Here is an 18,775-nt window from a genome sequence, read left to right as displayed (position 1 = left end):
AATAACCAGTTGGGGCCGCCCTCGTGATGTGGGGCGGCCCCGTTTCATGTCGGGCAGCGCTGGTTAAGTGTGGCGATGGCGGGAAATGGCGTCTGAAGGGGCTTTCTGATCAGCACGCCGGTTGCCGCACAACTTTACGGTAATGCGCCTCACGCCTTCAGGCCCAGCCGCCTTGCCAGCTTGTGCAGGTTGCTCGGATCCACATCCAGCGCCCGCGCCGCCACCGCCCAGTTGCCTTGGTTTGCATCCAGCGCCCGCCGGATGACCTGACGCTGGCAGGCGTCCACCGCGTCCCGCAGCGATTGCAAGGGTGCGCTTGCATCGGGCGTCTCGGCCGCATCATCCTCCAGCGACGCCGGCATGTCGCCATCGGACAAATCCAGCAGCTTGGCCCCCAGCGTGACGATCTCGTTGCGGCTGGCGCCGTGGCTGACGGCCTTGATGGCCGCGCGGCTGATGACGTGTTCCAGTTCGCGCACGTTGCCCGGCCAGCGGTAGCGGCGCATCATTTCCTCGGCCTCGGGCGACAGCCGCAGGCTGCGCAGACCGAGCCGCGCACGGTTCAGTTCCAGATAGCGTCCGGCCAGCAGCAGGATGTCGTTGCCGCGGTCGCGCAGGGGCGGGATGGGGATGGGATAGACCGACAGCCGATGATAGAGGTCGGCGCGGAAGTCGCCCGCGCGGACCAGGTCGCGCAGGCTGCGGTTGGTGGCCGCCACGATGCGCACGTCCACGGTGCGCGGGCGGTCGTCGCCCAGCCGCTGGATCTCGCCGTTCTGCAGGGTGCGCAGCAGCTTGGCCTGCACCAGCAGCGGCAGTTCGCCGACTTCGTCCAGGAACAGGGTGCCGCCATTGGCGGCTTCGAAGCGGCCGGGGCGGTCAGCGACGGCGCCGGAGAATGCGCCCTTGGCGTGGCCAAACAACTCGCTTTCGGCCAGCGATTCGGGCAGCGCGGCGCAGTTTACGTGCACCAGCGGCCGGTCGCGGCGGCGCGACAACCCGTGCACGCGATGCGCGAACAGCTCCTTGCCCACGCCAGTCTCGCCCAGCAGCAGGATGGGCAGCTCTGAATCGGCCACGACTTCGATCTCGTGCAGCAGCCGGCCGATGGATTCGCTGTGGCCCAGGATGTCGCTGCTGGCCGGAGCGGCGCTGTCCGCCGGCGCCTGCCCGCGCGCCACGCGCAGGGCACGGATCTCGGCTTCGAGGCGCGTGGTGCGGAGCGCCGCTTCGAGCAGCACGATGTAATCGCGCAGGTCGGCCTGCGCCTCCATGTCGAACGTGCCGACCTCCAGCGCGTCCAGCGTCAGCACGCCCCAGGTCTTGCCCTCGATGTGCAGGCTGGTGCCCATGCAGTCGTGCACCGGCAGCGGTTCGCCCGCCATGCCATTGATGAGTCCATCGTAGGGATCCGGTAGCGTGCTGTCGTGATGAAAGCAGGTGACGCCGCGCCGGCCCAGGATGGCCGCCAGCCGCGGATGCTGCTGCACGGCGAAGCGGCGGCCCAGTGCGTCCTGGGTCAGGCCGTCCACCGCGATGGGGCGCAGATGGTCTTCTTCAAGCTGCAAGAGTGCGACGGCGCCGCAACGGAAATGGGTGCGAAGACTGGATACCAGTCGCTGAAGCCGGATGGCGGGCGGCAGGTCGGCGACCAGGTCCGCAAGCAGGAGATTTTGCATGGGGTGAATTCTACCGTTGCAAGGTGAATAGAACCCTCCTGTTGAAGGGTGATATCTACCCTTTAAATCGCAGGTGGTTGATAAATCGCAAGTTTTTCCTGGCACGGATTTCGCAAGTAGAGAAGCACCGCAATGATCTTTGGAGAGACGCGATGAGCATGGTTGAGCAATCCCTGGGCCAGTTGGCCCGCAGCATTCCCGGCGCCACGCAGGTGTTTCACGAGTTCGATCTGGACTTCTGCTGTGGCGGCAAGAAGAGCCTGGCCGAGGCGGCGGCCCAGCGTTCGCTGGACCCTGCGCAGATCGAGGCCCGTCTGGAGGCCCTGGCGCAGAATCCGCAACAGGAAACCGACTGGGGGCTGGCTTCGCCGGCAGAACTGGTCGACCACATCCTGGCGCGCTACCACGAGGTGCATCGCCAGCAGTTTCCGGAACTCATCCGCCTGGCGCTGAAGGTGGAACAGGTGCATGCCGACAGCCCGGACTGCCCGACCGGCCTGGCCGACCACCTGCGCACCATGCAGCAGGAACTCGAAAGCCACATGCAGAAAGAGGAACAGGTGCTGTTCCCCATGCTGGCCCGCGGTCACGGCGCCATGGCGACCATGCCGATCATGGTGATGCGCATGGAACACGACGACCACGGCGTGGCGCTCGAACGCCTGATGGCGCTGACCAACAACGTGACGCTGCCGCGCGCCGCCTGCAATACGTGGCGCGCGCTGTACCTGGGCATCCGCCAGTTCAAGGAAGACCTGATGGCGCACATCCACCTGGAGAACAACATCCTCTTTGAAAACGCAGGCGCGCGCGCGCCGGCCTGACGGGCGTGGCAAGGAAGGGCGGGGCCCGCCGGCCCCGCGGCATCAGCAGGAAAGGTTTGTATGAACATCGACAAATTCAAGCAGCAGCACGTGGATATCCTGGAAGGCATCGCGACGCTGCGCAGGCTGGCCCTGGCGGGCGTGGCGCGCAACGCGGCCGAAATCGCCCAGGGCATCGTGGCCATGAGCGCCACCATCAAGCTGCATCTGGCGGTCGAGGACCGGGCGCTGTACCCGGCCGTGGCGCGCAGCGCCGACGCCGAACTGGCGCGCAAGGGGCGGGAATTCCAGGAAGAGATGGACGCCATCGCCGCCGCCTATGAAGGCTTTGCCAAGCGCTGGAACAACGCGCGCAACCTGGAACTGGACGAGCGCGGTTTCCGGGACGACGCCAACACCGTGCTGCGCCGCGTCCACGAGCGCATGCAGCGCGAAAACCGCGATCTTTACCCGCGCATCGAGGCGATGTAGCAAACCGGCCCGGGCCGGACACAAAAGGAATGAAAAGCGCCATCTCCGTTGCATGAAACCGGCGACCGCCGCCTGTACACTCGGAACACCTTACAGGGCGACAGGGGTTCTTGATGGCCGGAAGCAGTTTCTTCGCGTTGTTCGACGATATCGCCACCATCCTGGATGACGTTTCCGTCATGACGAAGGTGGCCGCCAAGAAGACGGCGGGCGTGCTGGGCGACGACCTGGCGCTCAATGCCCAGCAGGTCAGCGGCGTGCCGGTCAACCGCGAGCTTCCCGTGGTCTGGGCGGTGGCCAAGGGCTCCTTCATCAACAAGCTGATCCTGGTGCCCGCGGCGCTGCTCATCAGCGCGTTCGCGCCTTGGGCCGTCACGCCGCTCCTGATGCTGGGCGGCGCGTTCCTCTGCTACGAGGGCGTCGAGAAACTGGCGCACAAGTACCTGTCTCACGGCGAATCCCCCGAAGGCCACCACGCTGCGCGCGCCGAGGCGCTGCAGAACCAGTCCGTCGACATGGTGGCGTTCGAAAAGACCAAGATCAAAGGCGCGGTGCGCACCGACTTCATCCTGTCGGCGGAAATCATCGTCATCAGCCTGGGTGCCGTGGCCGGCGCCGACTTCACGCGGCAGGTCGCGGTGCTGTCCATCATTGCCATCGGGATGACGGTGGGCGTCTACGGCCTGGTGGCTGGCATCGTCAAGCTGGATGACCTGGGCCTGTACCTCAGCCAGAAATCGTCGCGCGCGCTGGCCTGGATGGGCGAGCGCATCGTGGCCGCGGCGCCTTATCTGATGAAGACGTTGTCGGTCGTGGGCACGGCCGCGATGTTCATGGTCGGCGGCGCCATCCTGACCCACGGCATCCCGCCGGTGCATGCGGCCGTCGAACACGCCGCTGCGGCGGTTGGCGGGGGCGGCGTCGTTCACGCGCTCGTGTCCACGCTGCTCAATGCCTTGTTCGGCATCGTCGCCGGCGCGGTGGTGCTGGGCGTGGTCAGCCTCGTCAAGCGCCTGTTCAAAAAGGGCTGACAGGCAGCGGGGTCCGGCGCGCCGGGCAGGCGGGCGTGACCGCGCAACGGCGGGGGGCGCCCGGAAGACCGCCACGCCGAAACAGCCGTGGCGTACCGCTACGGCTACCGCGACCGCTACTGCTGTGGCGCGGCGCTCGCCGGCGAGCCCATCGCCTGGAACAACGCCGCCGTTTCCGTCATGCGGGCGTTGGCGTATTCCAGTTCACGCAGGCGCGCCGCCACGTAATGCTGCTCAGACGCGTACTGGGTGTAAGGCGCCAGCGCACCCAGCCGAACGCGCTTGGCCGTGTTCTGATAGGACAGCTCCGCCGAGCGCCGTGAGGCTTCGGCTGATGCCAGCGCCTGTCCGCCGGCATCCAGCCGTGACAGCGTGTCGGCCACGTCGCGGAACGCGGTCAGCACGGTTTGCTTGTACTGCAACACGGCAGCCTCGTAACGCGCCTTGGCGGCGCTGCGCTCGGCAAGCAACTGCCCGCCGTGGAAGATCGGCTGCGTCAGCGACGCGCCGATGGCCCAGATGGAACCGGCGCCCGACAAGGCATCCGCCCACGCAAACCCGCCCTTGCCCATGGAAGCCGTCAGCGACAGGCTCGGAAAGAGCTGCGCGGTCGCCAGGCCCACGTCCGCCGCGGCTGCCACCAGCGCCGCCTCGGCAACCAGCACGTCCGGGCGGGAAGCCAGGAGTTCCGACGGCACCACCACCGGCACCGTATCGGGCACGGCGATCGTGCTGAAGGCCAGATCCGGCGGCGCCTGATCGGGGCTGCGGCCCAGCAGCACGGCCAGCGCGTGACGCGTCGCATGCCACCGCGCGCGGAGGCCGGGCAGCGATGCCTCCAGCGTGGCGGCATCCTGATCCGCGTCCAGCGCGTCGTTCTGCGACGCCGCGCCCAGTTCGTACCGGCGCTGCGTATCGCGCGCGACCTGCCGCAACAACACCACCTGCTTTTCCGTCAGCGCCACCTGTTCGGCCAGCGAGGCCGAGGTGATCGCACCCGTGACGATGTTGGCCGCCAGCGAACGCCGCGCGGCTTCCAGCTGATAGGCCTGCTGTTCCACCTGCGCGGCGAGCGACGTGTTGGCGAAGCGCGCCGCGCCAAAGAGGTCCAGGTTGTAGCTGGCCTGCACCTGACCTGTGAAGACATTGAAGAGCGCAGTGGGCTGCGGCAGGTTGGGCATCGTCAGCGCGCGGTTGCGCGTGGCGCTGACGCCCGCGTCCACCGTGGGCAGCAGCGACGAATTGACCTGTCCGCGCAATTGCTCGCGCGCACCGGCCAGATTGCGTTCGGCGGCGGCCAGGTCCGGGCTGTTGGCCAGGCCTTCTTCGACCAGCGCATTCAGCGCGTCGGACTGGTAACGCGTCCACCATTGCGGGACCGGGTGCGCGCCGCGTTCGAAGCGCTGCGCCACGCCCTGCGCGGCGGCGCCGGCGGCAGGGGCGGCCTCGACCCCGTATTGCGCGGGTTCGGCCATCGCGGGCGGCCTGCTGTCCGGCGCAAAAGCGCAGGCGCCCAGCGCCAGCACCAGCGGCAGCGCGGCAAATCGCAGGCACACGGAAGGGATGGAATGTTGCATCGTCAGGCTCCTCGTTCCACCGTGTCGCCCGCGTTGGCGCCGGGCGGCACGCCTTCAGGTTCGTCGCGCTCGTCGTGCTTCACGCGGAACCACGCGGCATACAGGGCCGGCAGGAAGAACAGCGTCAGCACCGTGGCGCTGGTGATGCCGCCCATCAGGGCCGTCGCCATGGGGCCGAAGAAGTTGCTGCGCAACAGCGGAATCAGCGCCAGCACGGCGGCGGCCGCCGTCAGCGTGATCGGCCGGAAGCGCCGGACCGTGGCGCCCACGATGGCGTCCACGCGTTTGTGGCCCGCGCTGATGTCCTGATCGATCTGGTCCACCAGAATGACCGAGTTGCGCATGATGATGCCGAACATGGCGATCACGCCCAGCATCGCGACAAAGCCGAAGGGCTTGCCGAACAGCAGCAGGGCGGCCACCACGCCGATCAGCCCCAGCGGCGCGGTCAGCACCACCATCAGCACGCGGGCGAAGCTTTGCAGCTGCACCATCAGCAGCGTCAGCACGGCCACCGCCATCAGCGGCATCTGCGCATTGATGGAGGTCTGGCCCTTGGCGCTTTCCTCCACCGGGCCGCCGACTTCGATGCGGAAACCGACCGGCAGCTCGGCGCGCAGCGTGTCCAGCTTCTTGTCGATGGCGCGCGTGACGTCGATGCCTTGCGCGCCGCCGATCACGTCGGCCTGGACGGTGATCGTGGGTTGGCGGTCGCGTTCCCAGATGACGCCGTACTCCAGGTCGTACTTCACCTGACCGATGCTGCCCAGCGGCACGGGACCGTTCGCCGTGGGCATTGCCAGCGTGGCAAGGCGGGCGGGGTCGACGCGCTCTTCGCGCGGGGCGCGCAGGCTGACGTTGATGAGCTTGTCGCGTTCGCGGTACTGCGTCACGGTGTAGCCGGACAGCGTCATCGCCAGGAAGTCGGAAATGTCGCTGGAGCTGATGCCCAGTTCGCGCGCCTTCTGCTGGTCGACTTCGAAGCGAACCGAGCGCTCGGAAGGCTCGTCCCAGTCGAACTGCACGTTGGCCGAACGTGTGTCGGCGCGGACTTCGGCGGCCACCTTCTCGGCCACCGCTCGCACGTCCGGGATCTTGTCGCCGCTGACGCGGAACTGCACCTGATAGCCGACCGGCGGCCCGTTCTCCAGCCGCGACAGGCGGCTGCGGATGGCGGGGAAGTCGCTGCGCAACATCGGCTCCATCCACTGCGCAAGCTTTTCGCGATCTTCCACCGAGTGTGTCGTGATGACGAGCTGGGCGAAGTTGGGCGTGGCCAACTGCTGGTCCAGCGGCAGGTAGAAGCGCGGGGCGCCCGTGCCTACGAAGCTGACCGAATGCGCGATTTCGGGCCGGCCCTCGATCGCCTTTTCCAGACGCTCGACCTGGCGCAGCGTCGCCGCAAACGACGCGCCTTCCTGCAGCCGCACGTCGACCAGCAGCTCGCTGCGGTCCGAGCTCGGAAAGAACTGCTGCGGCACGAACTTGAAGCCCGCCATGGCCACGGCAAAAACAATTACCGTGCCGGTCAGCACCAGAAAGCGGCGGTCCACGCACCACGCCACCCAGCCGCGCAGGCGCTGGTAGAAGCGGGTGTTGTAGATGTCGTGTTCGTGGTCGTGCGGCAGATGCGCCTCGCGCTTGCGCTCGGGCAAGAGGCGGTAGCCCAGCAACGGAATCAGCACCACGGCCGCGAACCACGAGGTGATCAGCGCAATGGCGGACACCTGGAAGATCGAGCGCGTGTATTCGCCCGTGGCGGACTTGGCCAGCGCAATCGGCAGAAAGCCCGCCACGGTGACCAGCGTGCCGGTCAGCATCGGAAACGCCGTGCTGGTGTAGGCGAACGCGGCGGCGCGTGTGCGGTTCCAGCCTTGTTCCAGCTTCACCGACATCATCTCCACCGCAATGATGGCGTCGTCCACCAGCAGGCCCAGCGCCAGCACCAGCGTGCCCAGCGACACCTTGTGCAGGCCGATGCCGAACATCTCCATGAACAGCGCCGTGATGGCCAGCACCACGGGGATGGAAATCACCACCACCATGCCCGTGCGCAAGCCCAGCGACACCAGGCTCACGGCCAGCACGATCGCCACGGCTTCCGCGACGGAGCGCAGGAATTCGTCAACCGAATGCGACACCGCCGTGGGCATGCTGGAGACTTCCTTCAGCGTGAGGCCCGCGGGCAGTTGCGCCTGCAATTCCTTGAACTTCGCGTCCAGCGACTTGCCCAGGCGCACCACGTCCTGGTTCGGCTGCATGGTGATGCCGATGCCCAGCACGGTTTCCCCGCTGAACCGCATCTGCTGCGCGGGCGGATCGTCATAGCCCCGATGAATGGTGGCGATGTCGCCCAGCCGGATCGACTTGTCGTTCACGCGGATCAGCGTGTCCGCCAGCGCCCGGCTGTTGGGAAACTGCCCCGAAGGCCGCACGAAGATGCGGTCGTCGGCCGTGGTCAGCGTGCCCGCGCCCTGCACGGCGTTCTGGCTGTTGATGGCCTGCGCGATCTGTTGCGGCGAGACGCCCAGCCGGGTGAGCTGCGTGTTCGTGATCTCGATATAGATGTGTTCGGGCTGGTCCCCGAAGTAATCCACCTTGGCCACGCCGGGCACGCGCAGCAGCACCGTGCGCAGCTTGTCCGCGTAGTCGTGCAGCTGCGCCGGCGAAAAGCCGTCGCCCTGCAAGGTGTAGATGTTGGTGTAGACGTCGCCGAACTCGTCATTGAAGAACGGCCCCTGCACGCCTTGCGGCAGCGTGGCCCGCATGTCGCCCACCTTCTTGCGCACCTGGTACCACTGGTCGGCCACCGTGTTGGCGGGGGCCGAGTCCTTCATCGTGTAGAAGATCAGCGATTCGCCGGGCCGCGAGTAGCTGCGCAGGAAGTCCGTATTGGCGGTTTCCTGGAGTTTCTTGGCGATGCGGTCGGTGACCTGCTCCTGCACCTGCTGCGCGGTGGCGCCCGGCCACAGGGTCTGGATGACCATGACGCGGAAGGTGAAGGGCGGGTCTTCGGACTGCGCCAGCCGCGAATACGACAGCACGCCGAACAGCGTGACGAGCGTGATGATGAAGATCACCAGCGGTTGATGCCGCAACGCCCAGGCCGACAGGTTGAACCGGCCTTCCTCGTGGCGATGGGCGTCCTGGCTGGCTTGCTTGCCCCCTTCCTGGCCGGGGGCGCTCATGACGCGAAGTCCTCGGGATGCAGCGGCGGCACCGGGCGCACCTTCTCGCCGGCCGACACCGTGTGCACGCCTTGCCACACCACGCGCTCGCCGGCCTGCAGGCCTTGCGACAGCGTGACGGTGCGCGCGTCGTATCGAAGCACCTGCACGCGGCGCAGTTCCAGCGTGTCGGCATCGGGCTTGACGATCCACACCGCGGGCTCCCGGCCTTCATGGAACAGCGCGGTGGCCGGCACGGTAAAGGTGGTCTGCCCGTTGGCCGAGCGGTTGTCGAAGCTGATGTTGGCCGTCATGCCCAGCCGGACGTCGGGCGAGGGCGATTCCAGCGTGAGCTTGGCGCGGTAGGTGCGGCTTTGCGGATCGGCGGCCGGCGCAATCTCTCGCAGCACTGCCGTGAAGGTCTGACCGGGCAACGGACCCAGCGTGACGCTGGCGCGTTGGCCGATCGCCAATCCCGCCAGCACGCTTTCTGGCACGTCGCACAGTGCGTCGATGTCGCCCGACCAGGCCAGTTGGTAGACCGGGGTGCCCGCCGCCACGTTCTGTCCGGTGTCGGCCTGTTCTGCCGTGATCACGCCAGCGTGGTCGGCCGTGAGGGTGGTGTAGTTGAGCTGGTCGGCCGCCAGCGCCGCCTGCTGCGCGGCTTGGTCCCGCTGCGCAAGCGCGGAGGCATAGGCGTTGCGGGTTTGTTCAAGCTGCGTCGCGGCAATCAGGTTTTCACGTGCCTGGGCGCGGTCGCGGTCCAACTGCTGCCGCGCGTAGTCCAGCTGGTGCTGCGCCGCGGACAGCGAGGCGCGCGCCGCCGCGGCGTTCTTGGCCGCGTCGGCCGGATCCAGCTTGGCGAGGACCTGGCCGGGCGCGACGGTGTCGCCCAGCCGCACCTTGCGTTCGATGATCTTGCCGCCCACGCGGAACGACAGCGGCGTGCTGTAGCGGGCCTGGACTTCGCCGGGCAACGTCCAGGCGGGCAGGGCTTCGTCCGCCTGCGCGGGCATGGCGACCACGGGACGCGGCGCCGGGGCGGGCGCCTCCTCGCGGCCGCAGCCGGCCACGGCGGCAGCTAGGGCAAGCACGGCAGACAATGCCATCAGGCGTGTCCGGCGGTGGGGCAGGGAAACGGGAGGTAGCGGCGCTGCATCTGCAGCGGCGTGGCGCGCGGTGGAACGCGCGGCCGGGCCAAGACAATTCACGAAACACCTCGCGGCGCGGAAGAGGGCAGGAAAAGGGCGAGTCGGACTCGATACGGACTGGATTCTAATACAGTCATGTATCCGGATTCAATGTTGAATCTGAAACCGTCGCCGGTGCTAAACTCCGGCCATGTCAAAAGTGCGCCTAACCCGAGAGCAGAGCCGTGACCAGACGCGTCAGCGCCTGCTCGACGCTGCCCAGTCGATTTTTCTGTCCAAGGGTTTCGTGGCGGCCAGCGTCGAAGACATCGCCGAGCAGGCGGGCTACACGCGCGGGGCGTTCTACAGCAACTTCGGCAGCAAGTCCGAACTGTTTCTGCAGCTGCTCAAGCGCGACCATGAAAACGTCATGGCCGACATGCGCGCCATCTTCGAAGCCGGCGAGACCCGGCAACAGATGGAAGCGCGCGTGCTCGATTACTACAGCACGCACTATCGCGAAAACGACTGTTTCCTGCTGTGGATGGAAGGCAAGCTGCAGGCCGCGCGCGATCCGGACTTCCGCGTGGGGTTCATCGCCTGTCTGCGCGAACTGCGCGCCGCCACCACCGAATACATCCGCCAGTTTTCGGCTCTCGTCGGCACACCGCTGCCGCTGCCGGCCGAGCAGCTTGCGCTGGGCCTCCTGGCCCTGTCCGACGGCATGCAGTTCAGCTATGCCTTCGATCCCCAGGCCGTCACGCCCGAGATGACCGAGGCCGTGCTTGCCGGGTTTTTCCGCCGCGTGGTCTTCGGCGACGCAACGCCCGAATAAGACCGTGGCGCCGATCTGATAACTTCCGATTCCTGACTCAGGTGATTGTCAGCTTGGGTGCGCCCGTGATAGTAATACCGGCGGTGCACCGGTCGTGCTGAGGGGGCCAGCGCCATGTTCCGCGACCCTCGGGCACAAGGAGTGCATCCATGACTTCGGAATCCCGATCCGGCACGACGATCCATCGGCCCGTCTTCTTTTCCGCAGCCCTATTCACCGTGCTGCTCGTCGCCTTTGCCATCATTGCGCCCAAGGCGGCGCAGGACCTCTTCGGCGCGATGCAGGCCTGGATCATCAGCAACGCCAGCTGGTTCTACATCCTGGTCGTCGCGATCATTCTGCTCTCGGTCGCATTCCTGGCGATCAGCCGGTACGGCGACATCAAGCTGGGCCCGGACCACAGCGAGCCCGATTACCGTAATTTCACCTGGTTCGCCATGCTGTTCTCCGCCGGCATGGGCATCGGGCTGATGTTCTTCGGCGTGGCCGAGCCCGTCATGCACTTCGTGTCGCCGCCGGTGGGCGAGGGCGGCACGGTCGAGGCGGCGCGCGAGTCCATGAAGATCACCTTCTTCCATTGGGGCCTGCACGCCTGGGCGATCTACGCGGCGGTGGCGTTGACGCTCGCATTCTTCAGTTTCCGTCACGGATTGCCGCTGACCCTGCGGTCCGCGCTGTATCCGCTGATCGGCAACCGCATCCATGGCCCGATCGGCCATGCGGTCGACATCTTCGCCATCATCGGCACCGTGCTGGGCGTGGCGACGTCGCTGGGCCTGGGCGTGGCGCAGATGAACAGCGGGCTGAATCACCTGTTCGGCATTCCGGTCGGCGTGGTGCCGCAGATCATCCTGATCGTCATCACCTGCAGCCTGGCGACGATGTCGGTGGCCAGCGGGCTGGACAAGGGCATCCGCATCCTGTCGGAAGCCAACATGGTGCTGGCCGTGATCCTGCTGCTGTTCGTGCTGATCGCCGGCCCCACGGTGTTCCTGTTCCAGACCTTTGTGCAGAACACCGGCGCCTACCTGTCCGACATCGTCAACAAGACCTTCAACCTGTACGCTTACGAGCCGACCGATTGGCTGGGCGGCTGGACGCTGTTCTATTGGGGGTGGTGGATCGCGTGGTCGCCGTTCGTGGGGCTGTTCATCGCCCGCATCTCGCGCGGCCGCACCATCCGCGAGTTCGTCTGCGGCGTGCTGCTGGTGCCCGCCGGCTTCACGCTGTTCTGGATGACGGTGTTTGGCGACACGGCCATCTACTACATCCTCGTTGGCGGCGACCAGGGCCTGGCACAGGCGGTGGATAAGGACAGTTCGCTGGCGCTCTTCGCGTTTCTTGAGTTATTGCCCTGGAGCAGCGTGATATCGGTCTTTGCGATTGCAATGGTGGCCGTGTTCTTCGTCACGTCCGCCGACTCCGGAGCGCTGGTCGTGGACCTGCTGGCCTCGGGCGGCGCGGACCGCACGCCAGTGTGGCAGCGGATCTTCTGGTCGCTGTCCATGGGCGCGGTGGCCATTGCGCTGCTGCTGGCCGACGGCCTGACCGCGCTGCAGACCGCCACCATCGCCAGCGCGCTGCCGTTCTCGATCATCCTGCTGCTGTCGCTATGGGGGCTGTTCAAGGCGCTCAAGCTTGACGCGACCAAGCGGGGCATCCTCTACCAGTCGCTGACGCTGTCGCGCCCTGCGCGCGGCGGCCAGTCCTGGGAACGGCGCCTGCGCAACATGGTCATGATGCCGCGCCGCGCCCACGTGCTGCGCTTCATCTCGGACGTGGTGCGGCCGGCCTTGGAAGACGTGGCCGATGAATTGCGCAAGCAGGGCTATGCCGTAGAGGTGCGCGAAGACGAAGACGACGGCGGCGCGATCCTGGAAGTCTCGCACGGCGAACATCTGGACTTTTCCTACGCCGTCCAGCCGCAGGCCTTCGTGCGGCCCAGCCTGACGCCAGACGAGGCGGCCGACGAAGACGAGCGCAAGTATTTCCGCGCCGAGGTCCATCTGCGCGAAGGCGGCCAGGACTACGACATCATGGGCTGGAGCCGGGACGCGGTGATCGGTGACATCCTGGATCAATACGAGCGGCATCGTCATTACCTGCACATGGTGCGCGGGTGAGCCGATTGCGCTGATCCGCCCGTTCCATTTTTCTCCTTAGGCCACGCGCATCGCGTGGCCTTTTTTTCGCCCATAGGCCGCCGCTATCCCCTTCATTGCTTTCGCTGCTTTGACGAATCCCCGCGATTCGTGGATTATCCAAGCAAATTCTTGTTTAAATAAAAAGTGAGCGAAAAATGAAGGCGAAGGCAGGAGCTTGGGCGGTTGTCGTCCTGGCCGTGGCGGCGGTGGCCGGCGGGGTGATGTACTGGAAATCCAAAGCAGCAACGCAGGGCGGCGGATGGTCGATGCCGCCCGCCAAGGTCGCCGTGGCCGCGGCAGTGCAGGCGGATTTTCCGGTCGTCCTGGCCGGCATCGGCTCGCTGGAGGCCACGCGCCAGGTGCTGGTGCCCGCAGAGGTGGACGGTCGTGTCGCGCAGATCCTGTTCACGCCGGGCGAGTCCGTGAAGGCCGGGCAGTTGCTCGTGCAGTTGAATGACGCGCCCGAGCAGGGCGAGCTGGCGCGGCTGCAAGCGCAGGCGCGCAACGCGCGGGCCTTGCTGGACCGCACGCGCCGGCTGGTGCCGCTGCAGGCCGCGACGCGCGAACAGCTTGATCAGGCGCAGGCCGACCATGAGCAGGCCGCTGCCGACGTGCGGCGCGTGCAGGCCCTGATCGACCAGAAACGCATCAAGGCGCCATTCGATGGGGTGCTGGGCGTGCGCCGCGTGAACCTGGGCCAGTTTGCCCGCGCCGGCGATCCGCTGGTGTCGCTGACGGATGCGTCCTCCGTGTACGCCAACCTCACGCTGCCCGAACAGGCGCTGGGCGCGCTGCGTGTGGGCCAGCCGGTGGCCGTGACGGTGGATGCCCACGCCGGCCGTGCCTTCCAGGGCAAGGTCACCACCGTGGAACCGCAGGTCGACCCAGGCACGCGCACGGTCCGTGTGCAGGCGTTGCTGGCCAATCCGGACGGCGCGCTGTCCGCCGGCATGTATGCGCAGGGCAGGATCAGCCTGCCCGACCGCCCGAATGTCATCACCGTGCCGGAGACGGCCGTGAGCTACAGCGCCTATGGCGATTCGGTCTATGTCGTGGCCGCGCCGGAATCCGGCACGGCCGGCGCGGCGCCCACCGTCCGCCAGGCCTATGTGAAGACCGGCGAACGCCTGCGGGGCCGCGTGGTGGTGACCGAAGGGCTCAAGGCCGGCGACCAGGTCGTCACGTCGGGCCAATTGCGCCTGCATAACGGCGCCGCCGTCGAAATCCTGCCGAACGACACCGTCGCGCTGACCGCGCCAGGGCAGACCGTGGCGCAAGCCCGGTAAGGCACGGAGGCTCCCATGAAGTTCACCGATCTTTTCGTGCGCCGCCCCGTGCTGGCGCTGGTGGTCAGCACGCTTATCCTGCTGCTGGGCATCAAGGCGCTGAGCGGGCTGCCCGTCCGGCAGTACCCGCTGACCGAAAGCACCACCATCACCATCACCACGCAGTACCCGGGCGCCTCGCCCGACCTGATGCAGGGCTTCGTGACGCAGCCGATCGCGCAGTCCGTCGCCACGGTCGAAGGCATCGATTACCTGTCGTCGTCGTCCACGCAGGGCCGCAGCGTGATTACCGTGCGGATGAAGCTGAACGCCGACTCCAACAAGGCCATGACCGAAGTGATGGCCAAGGTCAACGAGGTCAAGTACCGCCTGCCGCAGGACGTCTACGATCCGGTGCTGGTCAAGTCCGCGGGTGAGGCGACGGCCGTGGCCTACGTGGGCTTTTCCAGCACGAATCTGTCGCTGGCCGCGCTGACCGACTACCTGTCGCGCGTGGTGCAGCCGCAGCTCTCGTCCATCGACGGCGTCGCAAGTGTCGAGCTGTACGGCGGGCAGAAGCTGGCGATGCGCGTGTGGCTGGACCCGGACCGCATGGCGGCGCGCGGCATTTCCGCCGGCGAGCTGGCTGACGCGCTGCGCCAGAACAACGTGCAGGCGGCGCCCGGACAGGCAAAGGGCCTGTACGTGGTGTCCAACATCCAGGTCAACACCGATCTCGTCAATGTGGCCGAATTCCGCGATCTCGTCATCAAGCAGGAGGGCGGCGCCATTGTCCGGCTGGGCGACGTGGCCACGGTGGAACTGGGCGCGGCGTCCACGGATTCAAGCGGTCTGATGGACGGCGAACCGGCCGTGTACTTCGGCCTGAACGCCACGCCCGTCGGCAATCCGCTGGTCATCGTGAAGCGCCTGAACGAGCTGTTGCCCAACATCAAGCAGAATCTGCCGCCCGGCACCAGCGTGCAGGTGCCGTTCGAGCTGGCCCGCTTCATCAGCGCGTCCATCGACGGCGTGACGCAGACGCTGCTGGAGGCCATCGTCATTGTGGTGGCGGTGATCTTCCTGTGCCTGGGCTCGCTGCGCGCGGTGCTGATTCCGGTGGTGACCATACCGCTGTCGATGCTGGGCGGAGCGGCCATCATGGCCCTGTTCGGGTTCAGCGTGAACCTCTTGACGCTGCTGGCGATGGTGCTGGCCATCGGCCTGGTGGTGGACGACGCCATCGTCGTGGTCGAGAACGTGCACCGCCATATTGAAGAGGGCAAGTCGCCCGTGCGCGCGGCGCTGATCGGCGCGCGCGAGGTCGCGGGGCCGGTGATCGCCATGACCATCACGCTGGCGGCGGTCTATGCGCCGATCGGGCTGATGGGCGGACTGACCGGCTCGCTCTTCAAGGAGTTTGCGTTCACGCTGGCGGGGGCGGTGGTGGTGTCGGGCGTGATCGCGCTGACGCTGTCGCCGGTGATGAGCTCGTTTCTCTTGAACGGCCGGGTGGCCGACGGCTGGATGGCCCGCAAGGCGGAACACTTCTTCGGCCGCTTGGGCAATGCCTACGGCCGCGTGCTGGACGTGTCGCTGCGTCATCGCTGGGTCACCGGCGTGCTGGCCGTGGCCGTATTGGCCAGCCTGCCGTTCCTGTACAACGCCGCGCAGCAGGAACTGGCGCCGGTCGAGGACCAGTCCACGGTGCTCACCGCCATCAAGTCGCCGCAGCAGGCCAACATCGACTACGTCGAGAAGTTCGGCAAGAAGTGGGACGACGTCATGAAGACGCTGCCCGAGCAGAACGGACGCTGGCTGATCAATGGTTCCGACGGCGTGTCCAACAGCATCGGCGGCGTGAACTTTGTTGACTGGCAGGACCGCAAGCGCTCGGCCGACGAGATCCAGGCCGACATGCAGGCGATGGCGAATGGCGTGGAAGGCAGCAACATCTTCGCGTTCCAGCTGCCGTCCTTGCCCGGCTCCACCGGCGGGCTGCCCGTGCAGATGGTGCTGATGAGCGCGTCGGACTATGCCGTGGTCTATGACGCCATGGAGAGCCTGAAGAAGGCCGCGCGCGAAAGCGGCCTTTTCATGGTGGTGGACAGCGACCTGGACTACAACAATCCGGTTGTGCAGTTGAAGGTGGACCGCAGCAAGGCGAACAGCCTGGGCGTCACCATGAAGGCCATCGGCGACACGCTGGCGGTGCTGGTGGGCGAAAACTACGTCAACCGCTTCGGCATGGACGGGCGTTCGTATGACGTCATTCCGCAAAGCTTGCGCGAACAGCGCATCTCGCCGCAGGCGCTGGCGCAATACCACGTGAAGAGCGCCTCGGGCGCGCAGGTGCCGCTGTCCAATCTGGTGTCGGTGTCGATGGGCGTGGAGCCCAATAAGCTCACGCAGTTCAACCAGTTGAACGCCGCCACGTTCCAGGCCATTCCCATGCCCGGCGTCACCATGGGCGATGCGGTGCGGTTCCTGACGCGTGAGGCGCAATCGCTGCCGGCAGGCTTCAGCTACGACTGGCAGTCCGACGCGCGCCAGTTCACGCAGGAAGGCTCGGCGCTGATGATCACCTTCATCTTTGCCATCATCGTCATCTACCTGGTGCTGGCCGCGCAGTACGAAAGCCTGCGCGATCCGTTCATCATCCTGGTGAGCGTGCCCATGTCGATCTGCGGCGCGCTGATTCCGCTGGCGCTGGGCATGGCCACCGTCAACATCTACACGCAGATCGGGCTGGTGACGCTGATCGGGCTGATCAGCAAACACGGCATCCTGATGGTGGAGTTTGCCAACGAAATGCAGGTCAGCCACGGGCTGGACCGGCGGGCCGCGATGGAGCAGGCCGCCCGCATTCGCCTGCGTCCCATCCTGATGACCACGGCCGCCATGGTCATGGGGCTGATCCCGCTGCTGTTCGCCACCGGCGCCGGCGCGCACAGCCGCTACAGCCTGGGGCTGGTCATCGTGGTGGGCCTGCTGGTCGGCACGCTGTTCACGCTGTTCGTGCTGCCCACCGTCTACACCGTGTTTGCCCGCGATCACCGGGCCGCCAACGACACGCCGCGTGCCCGTGAACTGGCGCAGGCTGACGCTGAGGACGCGCGCGCCGCGGCCTCGCATTGAGGAATCGAACATGAATAAGCTGCACCGCTATCCCCGGCTGAGCCGCAGTGCCGTCGTGCTGCTGGCTGCCCTGGCCTTGGCCGGCTGCGCCGTTGGGCCGGATTACCAACAGCCGAACCCGGCGCCCGTCGTCCTGGCCAGCCCCGAGCAGGCGCTCTTTTCCACCGACCAGGTCCAGCGCGACTGGTGGAAGCAATTGCAGGACCCGCAGCTCGATCGGCTGATCGACATGGCGCTCGCCCGCAACCTGGATATCCGCATCGCCCAGGCGCGCCTTGCCGAATCGCGCGCGGTACTGGACGAAAAGGAACTGGACAAATTGCCCGCCGTGACCCTGGGCGGCGGTTACGCGCGCAGCCTGTCGCAGGCGAACCCCGGCGTCGCCGGCCAGCGCAATCTGGCCGAAAGCTATCGCGCGGGCTTCGACGCGACCTGGGAGCTGGATCTGTTTGGCCGGCTGCGCCGCGCGGCCGAGGGCGCGGCTGCCCGCAGCGAGGCGCAGGCGGCCGACCTGGCGCAGGCGCGCATCGTGGTGGCGGCCGAGGTCGCGCGCAACTATTTCGAGCTGCGCGGCGCCGAGCAGCGGCTGGCCGTGGCGCGCGCCAACCTCGCTAGCCAGCAGGACAGCCTGCGCGTGACGCAGGCGATGGTGACGGCTGGCCGCGGCGACGAGGGCGACCTGGCCAGCGCGCGGGCGGAGCTGGAGACCGTGCAGGCCAGCATCCCTGTGCAGGAGACCGCGCGCCGGCTGGCGCTGTACCGGATCGCGGTGCTGGCGGCCCTGCGCCCGGTGGAACTGGGTGCGCTGGATGCCGCGACGCCGCTTGCGCCGTTGACGGCGCGGCTGCCCATCGGCGATGTGGGCGCCTTGCTGTCGCGGCGTCCGGACGTGCTGGCCGCCGAACGCAACCTGGCCGCCGCCAATGCCGACGTGGGCGTGGCCACGGCCGAGCTCTACCCGCGCATCGACCTGGGCGGATTCCTGGGATTCGTCGCGCTACGCGGCGCGGACTTCGGCTCGGCGGCCAGCCGCGGGTTCAGCGTGGCGGCCGACGCGGGCTGGCCCGCCTTCCATCTGCCTACGGCGCTGGCCCGCAAGCGCGGCGCCCAGGCGCGCCTGGACGGCGAGGCGGCGCGCTACGAGCAGGCGGTGCTGCGGGCGGTGCAGGAGGTGGAGGAGGCCCTGGCCGAATACGGGCAGACGCAGCAGCGCCTGGGCAGCCTGGCGCAGGCCGCCGCGCACAGCGGACGGGCCGCGGAACTGGCCCGGCTGCGCTACCGCGAAGGCAGCACGCCTTATTTGACCGTGCTGGACGCGCAGCGTACGCTTTTGCGCGCCCAGGACGCCGTGGCCGTCGCCGAAGCCGAGTCCTACACGCGCCTCATTGCGCTGTATAAGGCGCTGGGGGGCGGATGGCAGGCCCAGCCCGCCGACGCCGTGGCGGCAAGCCAGCCCGGCGCCGGCTGACCACCGCGAGCCGTCCGTGGCACCATAGGAACCTTCTCCCGGAGCA

Annotated in this window: 12 protein-coding genes; 8 read left to right on the top strand and 4 right to left on the bottom strand. The window is 67.2% G+C overall.

Annotated features, from left to right (window positions below; translation table 11 throughout):
• Positions 1 to 149 precede the first annotated feature (149 nt).
• Positions 150 to 1,679 (bottom strand): nitric oxide reductase transcriptional regulator NorR, encoded by a 1,530-nt coding sequence (gene norR / locus MHZ91_RS07335; RefSeq protein WP_239213090.1) that lies wholly within the window; start codon positions 1,677 to 1,679, stop codon positions 150 to 152.
• A 152-nt stretch (positions 1,680 to 1,831) separates the two neighbouring features.
• Between norR and ytfE the strand changes: the two genes are divergently transcribed.
• From ytfE to MHZ91_RS07320, 3 genes are all read left to right on the top strand, one after another.
• Positions 1,832 to 2,503: an iron-sulfur cluster repair protein YtfE gene (gene ytfE / locus MHZ91_RS07330; RefSeq protein ID WP_239213088.1), complete on the top strand. Its 672-nt coding sequence runs from the start codon at positions 1,832 to 1,834 to the stop codon at positions 2,501 to 2,503.
• 60 nt (positions 2,504 to 2,563) lie between these two features.
• Positions 2,564 to 2,974, top strand: a complete 411-nt coding sequence (locus tag MHZ91_RS07325; protein WP_175123037.1) for a hemerythrin domain-containing protein — start codon at positions 2,564 to 2,566, stop codon at positions 2,972 to 2,974.
• A gap of 113 nt (positions 2,975 to 3,087) precedes the next feature.
• Positions 3,088 to 4,005, top strand: a complete 918-nt coding sequence (locus MHZ91_RS07320) for a DUF808 domain-containing protein (RefSeq protein WP_239213086.1) — start codon at positions 3,088 to 3,090, stop codon at positions 4,003 to 4,005.
• Positions 4,006 to 4,121: 116 nt separating this feature from the next.
• Here MHZ91_RS07320 and MHZ91_RS07315 read toward each other — a convergent pair whose 3' ends face one another.
• The 3 genes from MHZ91_RS07315 to MHZ91_RS07305 are packed head-to-tail and all read right to left on the bottom strand — an operon-like array spanning position 4,122 to position 9,858.
• Positions 4,122 to 5,582, bottom strand: a complete 1,461-nt coding sequence (locus MHZ91_RS07315; RefSeq protein ID WP_218344821.1) for an efflux transporter outer membrane subunit — start codon at positions 5,580 to 5,582, stop codon at positions 4,122 to 4,124.
• A 2-nt stretch (positions 5,583 to 5,584) separates the two neighbouring features.
• Positions 5,585 to 8,770: an efflux RND transporter permease subunit gene (locus tag MHZ91_RS07310; protein ID WP_239213084.1), complete on the bottom strand. Its 3,186-nt coding sequence runs from the start codon at positions 8,768 to 8,770 to the stop codon at positions 5,585 to 5,587.
• Positions 8,767 to 9,858 carry an efflux RND transporter periplasmic adaptor subunit gene (locus MHZ91_RS07305; protein WP_175137293.1) on the bottom strand — a complete coding sequence of 364 codons (1,092 nt, stop codon included), beginning with the start codon at positions 9,856 to 9,858 and terminating at the stop codon, positions 8,767 to 8,769. Before MHZ91_RS07305 ends, MHZ91_RS07310 begins: the two co-directional genes overlap by 4 nt.
• A gap of 232 nt (positions 9,859 to 10,090) precedes the next feature.
• Here MHZ91_RS07305 and MHZ91_RS07300 point away from each other — a divergent pair, with 232 nt between their 5' ends.
• From MHZ91_RS07300 to MHZ91_RS07280, 5 genes are all read left to right on the top strand, one after another.
• Positions 10,091 to 10,714 (top strand): TetR/AcrR family transcriptional regulator, encoded by a 624-nt coding sequence (locus MHZ91_RS07300; RefSeq protein WP_175137294.1) that lies wholly within the window; start codon positions 10,091 to 10,093, stop codon positions 10,712 to 10,714.
• Between the two features lie 149 nt (positions 10,715 to 10,863).
• Positions 10,864 to 12,837: a choline BCCT transporter BetT gene (locus tag MHZ91_RS07295; protein WP_239213082.1), complete on the top strand. Its 1,974-nt coding sequence runs from the start codon at positions 10,864 to 10,866 to the stop codon at positions 12,835 to 12,837.
• A 176-nt stretch (positions 12,838 to 13,013) separates the two neighbouring features.
• Positions 13,014 to 14,144 carry an efflux RND transporter periplasmic adaptor subunit gene (locus MHZ91_RS07290; RefSeq protein WP_239213080.1) on the top strand — a complete coding sequence of 377 codons (1,131 nt, stop codon included), beginning with the start codon at positions 13,014 to 13,016 and terminating at the stop codon, positions 14,142 to 14,144.
• Between the two features lie 15 nt (positions 14,145 to 14,159).
• Positions 14,160 to 17,261 (top strand): MexW/MexI family multidrug efflux RND transporter permease subunit, encoded by a 3,102-nt coding sequence (locus MHZ91_RS07285; RefSeq protein WP_239213078.1) that lies wholly within the window; start codon positions 14,160 to 14,162, stop codon positions 17,259 to 17,261.
• Positions 17,262 to 17,271: 10 nt separating this feature from the next.
• Positions 17,272 to 18,729: an efflux transporter outer membrane subunit gene (locus tag MHZ91_RS07280; RefSeq protein ID WP_239213076.1), complete on the top strand. Its 1,458-nt coding sequence runs from the start codon at positions 17,272 to 17,274 to the stop codon at positions 18,727 to 18,729.
• The last annotated feature ends 46 nt before the right edge of the window (positions 18,730 to 18,775 follow it).

The organism is Achromobacter sp. ACRQX (genome assembly GCF_022346505.1).
In the GTDB taxonomy this organism is placed as follows: domain Bacteria; phylum Pseudomonadota; class Gammaproteobacteria; order Burkholderiales; family Burkholderiaceae_B; genus Achromobacter; species Achromobacter animicus.
Note: the sequence above shows the minus strand (reverse complement) of the source record. Positions and strands in the feature narration are given on the sequence as shown.